General features: G+C 49.6%; 11 protein-coding genes and 1 pseudogene. All 12 read right to left on the bottom strand.

Translation table 11 applies throughout. From position 1 onward, the window contains the following. Positions 1-213 precede the first annotated feature (213 nt). The 12 genes and pseudogenes from SOI44_RS06845 to SOI44_RS06900 all read right to left on the bottom strand — a co-directional run bounded on the left by SOI44_RS06845 (position 214) and on the right by SOI44_RS06900 (position 13,436). A complete protein-coding gene (locus SOI44_RS06845; protein WP_331348469.1) occupies positions 214-1,062 on the bottom strand; it encodes an ABC transporter permease in 849 nt (282 codons plus the stop codon). A gap of 1 nt (position 1,063) precedes the next feature. Further along, a complete protein-coding gene (locus tag SOI44_RS06850; RefSeq protein ID WP_108775044.1) occupies positions 1,064-2,020 on the bottom strand; it encodes an ABC transporter permease in 957 nt (318 codons plus the stop codon). Further along, on the bottom strand, positions 2,017-3,003 hold the full coding sequence (locus tag SOI44_RS06855) for an ABC transporter ATP-binding protein (RefSeq protein WP_331348470.1): 987 nt from the start codon (positions 3,001-3,003) through the stop codon (positions 2,017-2,019). The genes SOI44_RS06850 and SOI44_RS06855 overlap by 4 nt, the downstream gene beginning before the upstream one ends. After that, entirely contained in the window at positions 2,996-3,976 is a 981-nt protein-coding gene (locus tag SOI44_RS06860) for an ABC transporter ATP-binding protein (protein WP_331348471.1), read from the bottom strand. The genes SOI44_RS06855 and SOI44_RS06860 overlap by 8 nt, the downstream gene beginning before the upstream one ends. 66 nt (positions 3,977-4,042) lie before the next feature. Beyond that, positions 4,043-5,662 carry an ABC transporter substrate-binding protein gene (locus SOI44_RS06865; protein WP_331348472.1) on the bottom strand — a complete coding sequence of 540 codons (1,620 nt, stop codon included), beginning with the start codon at positions 5,660-5,662 and terminating at the stop codon, positions 4,043-4,045. Positions 5,663-5,694: 32 nt separating this feature from the next. Next, positions 5,695-6,282 carry a C39 family peptidase gene (locus SOI44_RS06870; RefSeq protein ID WP_331348473.1) on the bottom strand — a complete coding sequence of 196 codons (588 nt, stop codon included), beginning with the start codon at positions 6,280-6,282 and terminating at the stop codon, positions 5,695-5,697. Beyond that, complete coding sequence (locus SOI44_RS06875; RefSeq protein ID WP_331348474.1) at positions 6,251-7,411, bottom strand: M20/M25/M40 family metallo-hydrolase; 1,161 nt, start codon at positions 7,409-7,411, stop codon at positions 6,251-6,253. Before SOI44_RS06875 ends, SOI44_RS06870 begins: the two co-directional genes overlap by 32 nt. A gap of 231 nt (positions 7,412-7,642) precedes the next feature. After that, positions 7,643-9,121, bottom strand: a complete 1,479-nt coding sequence (locus SOI44_RS06880) for a C69 family dipeptidase (RefSeq protein ID WP_331348475.1) — start codon at positions 9,119-9,121, stop codon at positions 7,643-7,645. Positions 9,122-9,154: 33 nt separating this feature from the next. Next, positions 9,155-10,498, bottom strand: coding sequence for an MATE family efflux transporter (locus SOI44_RS06885; protein ID WP_331348476.1), 1,344 nt, complete (start codon positions 10,496-10,498; stop codon positions 9,155-9,157). Between the two features lie 116 nt (positions 10,499-10,614). Beyond that, positions 10,615-12,162, bottom strand: a complete 1,548-nt coding sequence (locus SOI44_RS06890) for an HAD-IC family P-type ATPase (protein WP_331348489.1) — start codon at positions 12,160-12,162, stop codon at positions 10,615-10,617. Continuing rightward, positions 12,151-12,990, bottom strand: a pseudogene (locus SOI44_RS06895) (HAD-IC family P-type ATPase); the annotation flags it as partial. The pseudogene SOI44_RS06895 and the gene SOI44_RS06890, both read right to left, overlap by 12 nt. Then, positions 12,990-13,436, bottom strand: coding sequence for a MarR family winged helix-turn-helix transcriptional regulator (locus SOI44_RS06900; protein WP_331348477.1), 447 nt, complete (start codon positions 13,434-13,436; stop codon positions 12,990-12,992). The pseudogene SOI44_RS06895 and the gene SOI44_RS06900, both read right to left, overlap by 1 nt. Positions 13,437-13,522 lie beyond the last annotated feature (86 nt).

Consider the following 13,522-nt stretch of genomic DNA (forward strand, 5'->3'; position numbering starts at 1 on the left):
GGGATTTTGCCACACGGTTAGTATGTTCCCGCATCCGGCTTCCTTCCGTTGACACCTCACGATGTCCACGTTGCCTTTGGCTAGCGCTTTGAATCATGCCGCTATACATGCGCAAGGGACTTTCACCCTCGAGTTATCACCCATGTCGGGTGTACTACAAGAAGAGCGCCAGATCATTTTGATCCGACGCTCTTTTCATACACACTGATGCACTTACTCTACTGCATTTGGATCCATGGCATCCCGGAGTGCATCACCGACAAAGTTGGTGCATACAACCAGAATGACAATCATGAGTCCGGGCGGCAGCCAGAGCCATGGCATGCTTGTTAATACCGTGATGGACTGGGCACCATTGAGCATATTGCCAAGTGATGCCTGCGGCGGCTGAATGCCCATGCCAAGGAATGACAGAGATGCCTCATCAAGGATGGAGATCGCCATGACGCCTGTGCCGAAGATCAGAATCGGTGCAAAGCAGTTAGGCAGGATTTCCGAAAACAGAATATAGGATTTCGGCATGCCGGCAATCTCAGAGCTGTGCACAAAGTCCTTCTCACGCAAAGAGAGCACTTCGCCGCGCACCAGTCTGGCTACACCCGGCCAGTCGATCAGTCCCAGGATGATGATGATCATCCACATGCCCGGCTTGAAGATGACGCCGGCAACCAAGATTAACATGATGTAGGGAAATGACATGATCATGTCGGTAATCCGCATGATGATCATATCCACTGCACCGCCAAAGTAACCTGCCAGCAAGCCCAGCACGGTACCGATGGAGGTTGCCAGCAATGTACTCAATACGCCAACCGTCAAAGAGACTCTGGTGCCATACAGCAGCCGGGAGAAGACATCTCTGCCCATCTGGTCAGTACCCAGCCAGTATTCACCGGTCGGTGCACTGGAGAAAGCAGGGTTGATGGCATTGGGATCATGACGGGCAAGCACTGGTGCCAGAATGGCAGTCAGAATGATGATGCCAAGGATGATCAAAGAGACAACACCGGCTTTATGCCGCTTGAAGCGGCGCCACACACTGTGGACAAAACTCTCGTGCATGTCAGTCCTCCTTTCCCAGCTTGACCGTTGGATCTACGACCGCATAGAGAATATCGGTCAGAATGTTGGCAGCCAGCACAACCACTGCTGATAAAAGACAGGTTGCCATGATGACCGGATAGTCTCTTTGCAAAATGGCATTCATTGTCATCAGGCCAAGACCCGGCCAGGAGAAGATCTGCTCAATGATGATGGAGCCGCCAAATAATCCTGGAATCTCCATGCCAAACACGGTCACAATCGGAATCAATGCATTGCGCAGTGCATGCTTGTAAATCAGAATTCTTCTGCCGACGCCCTTTCCTTTAACGGTGCGCAGATAGTCCTGGTTCAATATTTCCAGCATGGCAGAACGGATGTAGCGGATATCATTGCCTGCCTGGCCAAGTGCCAAGACAAGTGCCGGCAGAATCAGATAGCGCAGCTGCACGCCATTGCCGGGGTCAGACAGATTGCGCATACCGGAGCTTGGCAGGATGCCCAGCTTGACACAGAACAGATCAATCAGCAGCAGTGCCATGAAGAATCCCGGCACCGACTGGCCCAGAAATGCCAGTGAAACGATGGAATAGTCACGCTTTGTATGGGCATGAACCGCACTGTAGATGCCAAAGATGATCGAAATCGTCATTGAAATCAATAAGGCGGTTCCCATCAGGATCAGGGTTGGTCCAAGGTGTGAAAGCATCATGGAACTAACGGACTGATAAGATTTGTAGGAATAGCCGAAGTTGCCGGTCAGGATCTGCCTGATCCAGATGAAGTACTGCTGCCATGCCGGCTTGTCCAGGCCAAGCTGGGCAGCACGGATCGCCAGGGCTTCTTTGGATACTTTTGGTGAGCCGGCCAGAATCTCAATGGGATTTCCGGCCATATTCATCAGGATGAAGTCAATGACCGTAATGCCGATCAGGGTAATCAGGCCATAGAACAGTCTTTTGCCAATGTAGCGGATCATTTCAGCACCCCTTCCACCTTGAAGCATGCAGCCTGATGGCCATTGCCATAGTCTTTCATTTCCGGCACCTTTTCAAAGCACATCTTCTTTGCAAAAGGACAGCGCGGCGCAAACTTACAGCCGATACCGGCATCCTGCGCCGCATCAACCTCACCTGCCATGATCTTGTCATCTGACATTCTCTGATCCGGATCTGCCACCGGCACCGCATCAATCAGACCGATGGAATATGGATGCAAGGCATGGTGGAACACATCCTGGCTTGTGCCGATCTCCACAATCCTGCCTAAGTACATGACCGCAATCCGATCAGATACATAGTGAACAGCACCCAGGCCATGGGCAATGAACAGATAGGAAACACCGGTTTCTTTCTGAATCCGGCGCAATAGATTCAAAATCTGTGCCTGAATCGACACATCCAGAGCCGATACCGGCTCATCACATACAATCAGCTTTGGCTGCAGAGACAAAGCTCTGGCAATGGAAATGCGCTGTCTCTGCCCGCCGGAGAATTCATGGGGATAGCGGTATGCCGCATCTGCCGGCAGTCCAACCATGTCCAGCAGTTCTTTTACTTTGTCCTGTACATTGCTTTTATCCGCCAGATGATGATACAGCATCGGCTTACTCAGGATGTCATAGACACGCTTGCGGGGATTCAAAGAAGAATAGCTGTCCTGGAAGATCATCTGCAGCTGGGTGCGGATCGGGGCAAGCTGTTTGTCACTCATACCGCCGATATCATGGTCCAGGAATGTCACCTTGCCGCCATCCGGCTTTTCAATACCGACAATCATACGGCCGGCCGTTGACTTGCCACAGCCCGATTCTCCGACAAGACCAAGTGTCTCACCTTTGCCAATATCAAAGGAAATCTGATCCACAGCCTGGATATATTTCCGGTTCTTTTTCAGAAAGGCAGAGCCTTCCACCTCATACCGTTTGGAAAGATTCTCTACATGCAGGACAGTTTCACTCATCAAGCTCACCTCTCTGGGACCGGATGCACGCTGCCCAGTGTCCCGTTGTCTTCTCAAACAATGTCTGCTTTGCCTTGCATTCTTCCTTAGCAAAGGCACATCTTGATGCAAAGCGGCATCCCGTCATGCTTGTATAATCCTGCGGCACACTGCCGGGAATCGAATACAGCTGACGGTCTTCCTGGTCATGAATATCCGGCACACTGGCAAGCAGTGCCCGCGTATACGGATGCTGGGGATGGTGATACAGCTCACGTACATCCGCAATCTCCACAAACTGCCCGGCATACATGACCATGACCCTGTCTGCATTCTGGGCAATCAGGCCAAGATCATGGCTGATCAGGATGACCGACATGCCAAGCTTGCTGCGAAGATCACGGATAATCTTCATGATCTGTGCCTGAATGGTCACATCCAGAGCGGTCGTCGGCTCATCCGCAATCAACAGTCTTGGATGGCAGGACAGCCCCATGGCAATCATGACTCGCTGCCGCATACCGCCGGAAAACTCATACGGATAGCTGCCATAGGCATTCTCAGGATCCGGAATGCCAACTTTGTCCAGCCATTCCAGGGCAATCTGCTTTGCCTTTTTCTTGTCCGGTTCTACATGGTGCCGGATGGCCTCCGACATCTGTGAGCCGATGGTAAACACCGGATCCAAAGAGGCCAGGGCATCCTGATAGATCATGCAGATATCCTTGCCGCGGATCTTGTCCAGTTCTTTGTCAGACAGCGAAAACAGATCTTTGCCATCAAACATGGCCTTTCCGGACACAACCGATCCGTTCTTTGGCAGTAAGCCCATGATGGAAAGGCTTGTGACCGACTTGCCGGAGCCGGATTCCCCGGCAATGCCGAGAATCTCACCCGGGGCAACATGAAATGCAATATGATCCGTGACAATACGGTCGCCAAAATCACTGCGAAACCGCACCTGCAGATCTGACACATCCAGCAGACTATCCATTTGTTTCTCCTGTTCTATAATACGGCAAATGCGCTGAGGAACTTCCCCAGCGCAGTATTGCCATGTTTATTGCGCAATCTCCCAGTCCTGGATATTGTTGAACGCACCGAAAAATGTCGGGCTGGCATTCTTGATACGGTTGTTTACACTGCCTGAATTCGACATGAAGTACAGTGAGAACAGCGGAACTTCCTGTTCCAGGATTTCATCCAGCTGCAGATAAATGCTTGCCAATTCAGCAGTATCTGTTGTCTGCTGGGTCTTTGCAAAGAGCGCATCCACTTCATCATTCTTCCAGCCGCCGGTCCAGCTGTCATCCGCATCAACCAGATACGTACCGTCGGCATAGTAGTCTGACGGTGTGATTGTATACTGAACGGAGAAGATATCAAAGGAATTGCTTGCGGCAGTTGACATCAATGTTGAGAAATCAACGGTATTGATGTTAATGGTGACACCAACCTGGGCAAGCTCTTCCTTGATGACCTGAACAGCACGGGTCATGGATGTATCGGAGCTGGAAACATACCATTCAAGAGATTTGCTGGAATCCCAGCCGGCTTCTTCCAGAAGCTTCTTGGCATTGTCAGGATCATACGGAATGGTCGGCTTGGAAGCATCATAGTATGGTGAATGAGAACCGACAAAGCCATCCACGATCTCACCCTTGCCGCCAAGAATCTGATCCAGAATCGTATTGCGGTCAATTGCCTCAACAATGGCCAGACGCACCTTGGCATCCGGTACATTCTTGGTATTGAAGAAGGTCATCTCATCCGTGATCGGATCAGAATACGTTGTTGTTACATTGCTCAATCCTTCCAGCGTCTTGCGGTCTTCCACCGGCATATTGGAGAATGCCGGATGCGTCATATCAATCTCACCAGACTGCAGGCCTGCCAGCAGAGAGGAAGAATCCTCAATGCGGATATTCATCTTGGCAATCTTCGGTGCCCCGGCAAAGTAATTCTCATTTGCCTCGTATGTAACATAGTGGGCAAAATCTTCACTGGTTGCCTTATACGGACCGGAGACAACCGTCGGTGCATTGAACCAGTCACTTGTTAAAAGCTGATCATCCGGTGTATCTTCCAGAGCATGCTTAGGCAGAATCAGCAGCCATGTACCAATGTTATTCAGGAATGTATTCAGACCCATCTGGCTCTTCATGACAATATCGAGATTCTTATCATCTGTCTTGACAAGGCCTTCCAGAGAATCTGCACCCTCCGGTGACAGGTTGTCATCAGAAATGCCCTTGACATTGGCAAAGCTGATATATGGATTGGCAACAGCCGGTGCTGTCATCTTGAGAATTGTCCAGATCACATCATCGGCGGTGATGTCCTGGCCGTCAGACCACTTGGCATCATCCTTGATATGAATATGGAATGTCAGATTGTCATCCGTCGTAATCGGATCGGAAATCATGCCATACTGCTGATAGTCCTTGTCCAGTGATACCAGCGGCAGAAATTCAAAGCTTGTCGCATAGTAGTTCACGAACGTCATATCCATGTTCAGCGGATTCAGCGTGCTCAGGGTATCAGTAACACCAATGTTTACCGTGTCTGATGCAGCAGCAGAGGCAGTTGCCTGGGTGGAAGCACTCTGGCCGCAGGCAGCCAGTGACAGCGACATAACCGCTGCCAGGGCACCTGTGACAACTTTCTTAAAACCTTTCATCTTTTTCTATCTCCTGTATGTTTTATATTTTGTTACGCATCACAACTGAATACAAGCGCGATGCGCTCATCCATCTTTCCAAATGACCACCATTCGGTGTCATTGCGGTTCATATAGTCTGCTTTGACCTCCACATTGTAAGAATGCGGATGATCATACGTCCATGTCACACCTTCATGATGATACGGCTTCTCTGGGATATACGGGTCAAACAGACGCACTGTATCATCCTTTTCCCCCGTCATCAGCACATAGTGAGCCACGTCAACCATGACCTTGGCAACCACAGCGCCGCCATTGTGCAAGGCATTCTGGATCAAAGCATTGTGCGTATTGACATCTGTATCCAGGACCACATCCACATGGTAAGGAAGATGATCCTTTTTGGCAATGTCATTGAACTTGCCGGCAAAGGTCATCATCGCATCATCTGAGGTGCCATGTACGGAAACCGGTTCCTTGGTACCGTGGGCATGATAGCCATCCAGGCAGATGTTCATGATGACACAAAGTACTTCCTGCGGCATCTTTTCACGCTCCATCAGGAAAGCCATTGCATTGCGCAGAGATGTCGGACCGCAGTCATATTCACTGATCTGATACTGTAACGGCAGCTTCATCTTTCTCATCCTCCTCCATCGTCATCAGATTCATCACAATACGCGCCACCTGAACCATATCAGAAATGCGCGTATATTCATGCACGGTATGACAGTTGTACATCGCACTGGCAATCACAATACCCCGGCCGCCATGCTGGGCAAACTGGTTATTGTCAGAGCCGCCGAAACTCCCACTCAATACCGACGTAATACCAGCCTTTGCACAGGCTGCTTCATACCGTTTTACAACCGGTTCCTTTTCATCAATACAATACTCGTGCAGGGCAATTTCGTATTCCACATTTGCCTTTGCACGAATCTTTTCAGCACATTCTTTCGCTGTATCCTGAATCTTTTTCAAAAGAGACAGAGCCGTTTCATGGCTGCGGCTGCGCAGCTCACCTTTCATGACAACATGATCAGGCACGGCATTGACAGCCGTACCGCCATTGATCAGGCCGATATTCAATACCGTCACCGGATCCACTCTGCCAATTGGCAGAGAATGAATCAGCTCGGCAGCAGCTGTCAGTGCATTGATACCCTTTTCCGGATGGAAGCCGGCATGGGCACTGCGCCCCCTGATATCCACTGTAAAGGAAATCAGCGTCGGCTCCCACAAAGAAGCTGTACCAACCGGTGCTTCCAGGTCCAATGTATAAGCCTGTCTGGCCTTCAAAAGGGAGAAATCAAACTTCCGTGATCCCTTGTCAAAGGCTTCTTCACCAAAGGTGATCAGAAATTCAATGGTCCTGTGAGCTGTATGGCTTTCCTGGATACATCGGATGGCCTCGACGATCTCAGCCAGACCGCTTTGATCATCGGCCCCAAGCACCGTATTGCCGGCACTTGTGATCGTGCCGTCTTCATGCAGTACTGCATGGCGTCCATACGCAGGCTCCACCGTATCCAGATGGCCCATGAACAGAATGGGCTCACCCGGCAGAGTGCCCTGCCAGCAGCCATACAGATTTCCCGTCTGAGAACCATAATACTTGTTGGCATCATCCTCATGAAGCACAATGCCAAGATCCTGAAATACCTGCTTCACATAAGCAGCCATCTCACCTTCATGAAAGCTTGGCGAATCAATTTTTGTAAATGCCAGAAACTGATCTGTCAGACGATTTGCATCCGGTAATGTCATACCGCTCTCCCCTTTCTTTCCTATAAACATAAAAAGGCGGAAGCCTGCGCTTCCGCCTGAAATCTCCGTATCGTACGAATATCAGCCAAAAACCACGCAGTATTCAATTGCGCCAGTTTTCATATTCATACAGCATGTACAGAGTCTGTTCGTTTTCATTTCGCTACTATTTTACTGGATTCAACTTCCATGTCAATGAAAAAGACACATGCATGAAAGAATCTTTTTGCATCAGTTGTCAGAGAGCGAGTAAGAATTTTTCATGCCGTTGCTTGCCGCATACAGTACCTTGTCCAGCACAGCATCGGTTTCCTTCTTAGCCATCATGGCAATCTCTTCATTGGCCTTCTCATTCAGCTTCGCAGCCTCACCAGGATCCGAAACATCCTGATGCAGCCCGTCATACTGCTTGATCAGCTGGTGGCCAAGTGACAGCACCTTCTCCTGATAACGCTCCACATGCACAAAGGCAGTATGGTAGCTGGCATCACACAATGCCGCGATCAGACGGTTGGACCAGTAGAAGTTGTCCGTGCTGACTGTCTTTGTCGTATTGGCAAAGTAATCCGGTGTTATCTCCACATTGCCATAGAACGGCACAATGGCATTGAAGGCATTGGAGCCTTCCGCAATCCACTCAATGCTCTGATACTCCACCGGCATGTATCCACGGATCTGGAAAAGGCCAAGGAAATCATTGCGGTTGATGCCGATCGAGCGGTACGCACCCATGCGGGTACGATCCATATGGCTGCCATACGGATCATATTCCGTATTCTGATAGTGGCCGGACAGCACATATTTCACATCTTCCACCGTAACTTTTCTTTCCGGCACTAAAGACCACGGCAGATCATCACTGGTCGGGCCAAAGTCTGCATCTTCTCCATCCCAGCGGTATGTATGCGGGTTCAAAAAGCGTTCCATCCACCATGCCCGCGGCGTATTGTAAACATGATCCGCATCACTGTGGGAACCAAAGGAAGCACGCGGATCAAAATTGCCATCCAGGCTGAGATCCAGGAAATTATTCTGCACAAAGTTCTGCAGATCCGCACTGCACATATAGTCCTTCTGAGCACCATAGGCATCCGCAAAGTCAAAGGCATCAATGCCAAACTGGTTCGGCATGACAACATAGCACTCATCCGGCACCCTTCTGGCAATCCAGTGATGGCCGCCGATGGATTCCAGCCACCAGATCTCATCACGATCCGCAAAGGCAATGCCATTGCTTTCATATGTGCCATACGTTTCCAATAGACTGCCAAGCCGTCTGACACCCTCACGGGCAGAATGGATATACGGCAGGGTCAGCACAACCAGGTCTTCTTCGCCAATCCCGCCGGCTGTTTCCTTGCCTTCTGTTTTCTGCAGAGTGACAAGCGGGTCTGCACCTAAGACACGCTCATTGGATGTAATCGTCTCTGTTGCCGTCATAGCGACATTGGTCGCATTGACACCGGCTGCTGCCCAGATGCCGCTGCCATCTACGGCATTTGGCATGGCCGTATAGCGCATCGGATCATCCGGCAGATCAATCTCAACATGAGAGATCACGGAACGATAATGGCGGGGCTGCTCCTGGGGATGAACAACCACAAACTTCTTGGGCATGAAGACGCCGGATGGAGAATCATCGTTGCGGGCAATCATGGTTGACCCGTCATATGTTGCTTTTTTACCTACTAATAATGTTGTACAAGGCATGTATTCTTTCCTCCTGAAACCAGAACAATTGTATCACGGCCGCTGCTCACCAAGGCCATTCCTGCGCAGCACCACATACATCACAACCATGATCGCAAGTGTCACCACCCAGCTGATCGGATATGCCCGCAGCAGAACATCAAAGGTACGATGGCTCTGGAAGTATGTATAGATCCAGGTAATACGCACACCGCATACACCAACCAGGGTTACCACCGCCGGCTTCATGGATTCACCATAGCCGCGCATCGCCCCGGAAATGACATCGATTGCACCATTCAGTGTCTCATATGGCAGAATGCCAACCAGCCGCATCATACCATAGTTGATCACAGTCGGATCCTGGTTGAAGATGCGCAGCAGCGGTTTTCCCACCACCACGATTAACATCGAAATGGAGCCGCCGATAACAATGCTTTCAATCAATGACCACTTCAAAGAATCACGGCAGCGCTGCACATCACCGGCACCATAGTTCTGGCCAACAAAGGTTGTGCAGGCCTGGGCAAAGCTGTCCACCAGATAATATCCAATGATTTCCAGATTGGCCGAGGCACTGGAGCCAGCCACAACATCTGTTCCCAGAGAATTGATACCGGACTGAATGATAATGTTGGAGATGGAAAAGACCATGCCCTGGATACCGGCCGGCAGGCCGATGCGGACCATTTCCGCAAACAGATGGCGGTCAATATGGAACTGTGAGCGGGAAATCGTGACTGGCAGCTTGCCTTTGCACAGGCAGATGAACAGTACCAGGGAAGAAATGACATTGGAGATGACGGTGGCCGTAGCGACACCGTCAACGGTCATGCCAACGATGATGACAAAGAACAGGTTGAGGAAAACATTGATGATGCCGGATGCGATCAAGGCATACAAAGGTGTTCTGGTATCACCCTGTGACTGGAAGATGGCCGATTCAAAGTTATAGAGAAGGATGACCGGCATACCGATGAGATAAACCCGCAGATACAGCACTGCCATGGACAGAACATCCGCAGGTACCGACATTGCCTCCAGAATCATGCGGGCAAATGTCTCACCAAAGGCCATCACGATGACGCCGCTGATTAAAGCAACCAGAATTGCTGTATGCACACTGCGCTCTACCTGAGCCCGGTCTTTTTTGCCAGTGAAGCGGGAAATAACAACATTGGCACCAAGAGAAAGGCCCATAAATAAGGTAATGAGAATATTGATAACAGGGCTGTTGGCACCAACGGCTGCCATTGCCTGTTTACCGACAAACTGGCCGACCACCGCCACATCTGCGGCATTGAACAACTGCTGCAGAATCCCACTGAATGCCAGCGGCATGGCCAGCAGTAAGATTTGTTTCTTCAGATCACCATGTGTCAGATCATTTTTCTTCATCTCTTTATGCCCCTCTGTATGAAAACAGTACAATTGTATACCTCATGTCAATAGGCTTCAGGAAAATGAAAACGGCCCTCAGATCCCATCTGAAGGCCGCATGATCAAGAACAGATTCAAGCCTGTTTTTTCTTCTTTTTCAGCTGCAGATGCCCAATCTTTTCCAGCGCATTCAGCAGCTGTGTCATCCATCTCATCACGGAAAATTCGGCAATGGCAAATACCGCACACAGAGCAGCTGCCTTTCCGGAAATTGCACTGATACTGAAAAGAGTGCGGAATCCGGTTGTACATGCCAGCAGGACACCGATGGCACACAGAATAAATACACAGACATGGTACCAGTTCACAGGTTTTGTAATATCCGCCAGGATCATGAAACCGGTCAAAGAAAGCAGATAGGTACTGGCGGTGGAAATATCGCCATCCTTGATGCCAAACAGCATGCCAAACAGCATCAGTGCAGCAATGGTGAAAAAGGAAGTCAAAGCTGCCGGCATGGCCCGCACCAGTGTATTCTTCAAAAAACCGTCTTCTTCCTTCTGCTGGTTGTCTTCCAATGTCAAAAGGAATGCCGGAATGCCAATATTAAACAAAGAGATCAGGGAAACTTTGCTGGCATCCAGCGGATAGGTGAAACTGTGGATGATGGAGAATACAGCCAGCAGTAAAGAGAAGATATTCTTGTAGAGAAACAGGGTTGAAGAACGGGTAATATTGTTTACATCCCTTCTGCCTTCGCCCACAATATCCTTCATGCTGGCAAAGTCTGAATTCAGCAGCACAACCTGGGCAGCCTGCCTGGCCGCATCAGAGCCATTGCCCATGGCAATGGAGCAGTCCGCTTCTTTCATCGCCAGAATATCATTGACACCATCACCGGTCATCGCAGCTTTTCTGCCTGCCTGATGCAGTGCGGCAATGATTTCCTTTTTCTGCTCCGGCTTCACACGTCCAAACACCGTATAATTCTGCACTGCTTCCTCCATCATGGCAGCAGAGGTCAAAGTCGTGGCATCCACATACTGATCCGCATGGTCTATTCCTGCGGAAGAAGCAATGCGTGAAACCGTACGCGGATTATCACCGGAAATAACTTTGATCTCAACTCCGCGCTCCTTAAAATAGGCAAAGGTTTCAACCGCCGTATCACGGATCTGATCCTTCAGACAGAGAAACAATACAGCTTTGCCATCACATACAAGCGCAAGCACACGTTCTCCCTGCTGCAGATGCGGATCCAGCAAAGACTGTACCTGTTCTCTTTCCTTATCATCCAGCAGATATTCCGGGGCACCAAGCTGATACACATGATCACTTGTCGAAACCTGTGAATATTTTGTTTTGGAACTGAAAGGCATAATTTTCTCAGCAGGCAGAGAAGCACCTTTTCCACTCCAGGCCCTGATCGCCTGCATGGTGCTGTTGGCATCCGGAACAGTGCTGACATAATCTGCCAGCATCTTCATGCTTGTTTCATTTCCTTGTGAAAAAGAAGAAATTTCTTTTCGCTCCACCGGATCAACCGCAGCGGAAACTGACATCTCTCCTGTTGTAATGGTGCCGGTCTTATCCACACACAATACATCTACCCGGGCAAGGGTCTCAATACTCTTCATGTCATGCAGCAAAACCTGCTTGCCTGCCAGTCTGGCAGCACTCATGGCAAAGGCAACCGTTGCCAGCAGATACATGCCCTCCGGGATCATGCCAACCAGGGCCCCGGCCATGGAAGTAACACCTACCTGGAAACTCTGTCCGTTGACATGGATGGACTGATACAGCAGCAGTGCGCCAACCGGAATGATGGCAATGCCAAAGATACAGATAATGCGCTCAATATCCCGCACCATTTCCGCCGGTTTGTCATTGACCTGCTTTGCCTTGGCGGTCAGCTTTGATGCCTAAGAAGCACTGCCGACCTGCTGCAGTACGATCCAGCCTCTCCCGGAAACCACAAAGCTGCCAGAGCGCAGCTGATCCCCCTGCTTTTTTGCAATCTCATCCTGCTCACCTGTCAGAAGAGATTCATTCACGGAGACCTCTCCCTGCAGCAGCTGGCCATCGGCAGGAACCTGCTGGCCGCTGGCAAGCAGAATAACATCATCCTGTACAAGATCATTGGATGATATTTCTTCCTTCACGCCATCCCGCAGTGCCGTATACTTTGTCACATTGAGCAATGACAGCTTGTCCAGCACATTTTTAGCATAGATCTGCTGGCCGATGCCGATCAAAAGATTGGCAATCACCGGCAGAAAGGTAACCGGACTCCAGGAACCGGCAATGATCAAAAGCACGGCAATCACGGCAAAGATAAAATTGAAGTATGTACAGACATTGTCAATAATGATCTGCTTTACACTGCGGGAAGACGTATCTTCCACATAGTTTGTTTTGCCCTGCTCCTTGCGGCTATCTACCTCTGCAGCCGTAAGACCATGCAGGGCAGAAAGGTTTTCCTCAAATTCCTGTTTATCTGCCATAACCATTACCTTTCATTCTCGTTATCAAGCGCAATCTGATCCATTCTTGCAAGTGCACGCCCGGTCAAAGCCTGCAGCTGCATACAGCCTTCCTCTCCCAGTCCATCCAGAATTCCACGTTCCTTCTGGCGGACGGTTTTCATCAGACCTTTCATAAACAACGCACCATCTGGTGTTAATGCCAGTATTTTTTCCTTACCGTTTTTACGATCTGTAAATACAAGCATGCCATCCTGTACCATCCGCAGCACAATACTGTGAACCGTCGACTTGGCCAGAAACATCTCATCACAGATGGTTTTCTGTGTTACATTCTCTTCTTCAGAAAAGATGTAATAGATCATCAGTGTGTTGTAGGTAATACCATACTTTGCTCCAATACCGTCATACATTTCATCCAGCCGGTTGAGACAGGCACTGACACCATGAATTACCTTATTATATTCAATCATTTCTGTTAAAAGCAGAATATACATTTTCATTCATATGAAGACATTTATACGGTTATCTTAAGAACAAAAGATGCGGGGACATGCTA

The organism is Lactimicrobium sp. (assembly GCF_036453465.1).
Classification (GTDB): Bacteria; Bacillota_I; Bacilli_A; order Erysipelotrichales; family Erysipelotrichaceae; genus Bulleidia.

Coding starts and splice junctions, on each gene's coding strand:
- SOI44_RS06850 (WP_108775044.1), bottom strand. CDS start 2,020: ATGATCCGCTACATTGGCAAAAGACTGTTCTATGGCCTGATTACCCTG.
- SOI44_RS06865 (WP_331348472.1), bottom strand. CDS start 5,662: ATGAAAGGTTTTAAGAAAGTTGTCACAGGTGCCCTGGCAGCGGTTATG.
- SOI44_RS06900 (WP_331348477.1), bottom strand. CDS start 13,436: ATGATTGAATATAATAAGGTAATTCATGGTGTCAGTGCCTGTCTCAAC.
- SOI44_RS06870 (WP_331348473.1), bottom strand. CDS start 6,282: ATGAAGCTGCCGTTACAGTATCAGATCAGTGAATATGACTGCGGTCCG.
- SOI44_RS06890 (WP_331348489.1), bottom strand. CDS start 12,162: ATGAGTGCTGCCAGACTGGCAGGCAAGCAGGTTTTGCTGCATGACATG.
- SOI44_RS06885 (WP_331348476.1), bottom strand. CDS start 10,498: ATGAAGAAAAATGATCTGACACATGGTGATCTGAAGAAACAAATCTTA.
- SOI44_RS06855 (WP_331348470.1), bottom strand. CDS start 3,003: ATGAGTGAAACTGTCCTGCATGTAGAGAATCTTTCCAAACGGTATGAG.
- SOI44_RS06880 (WP_331348475.1), bottom strand. CDS start 9,121: ATGCCTTGTACAACATTATTAGTAGGTAAAAAAGCAACATATGACGGG.
- SOI44_RS06845 (WP_331348469.1), bottom strand. CDS start 1,062: ATGCACGAGAGTTTTGTCCACAGTGTGTGGCGCCGCTTCAAGCGGCAT.
- SOI44_RS06860 (WP_331348471.1), bottom strand. CDS start 3,976: ATGGATAGTCTGCTGGATGTGTCAGATCTGCAGGTGCGGTTTCGCAGT.
- SOI44_RS06875 (WP_331348474.1), bottom strand. CDS start 7,411: ATGACATTACCGGATGCAAATCGTCTGACAGATCAGTTTCTGGCATTT.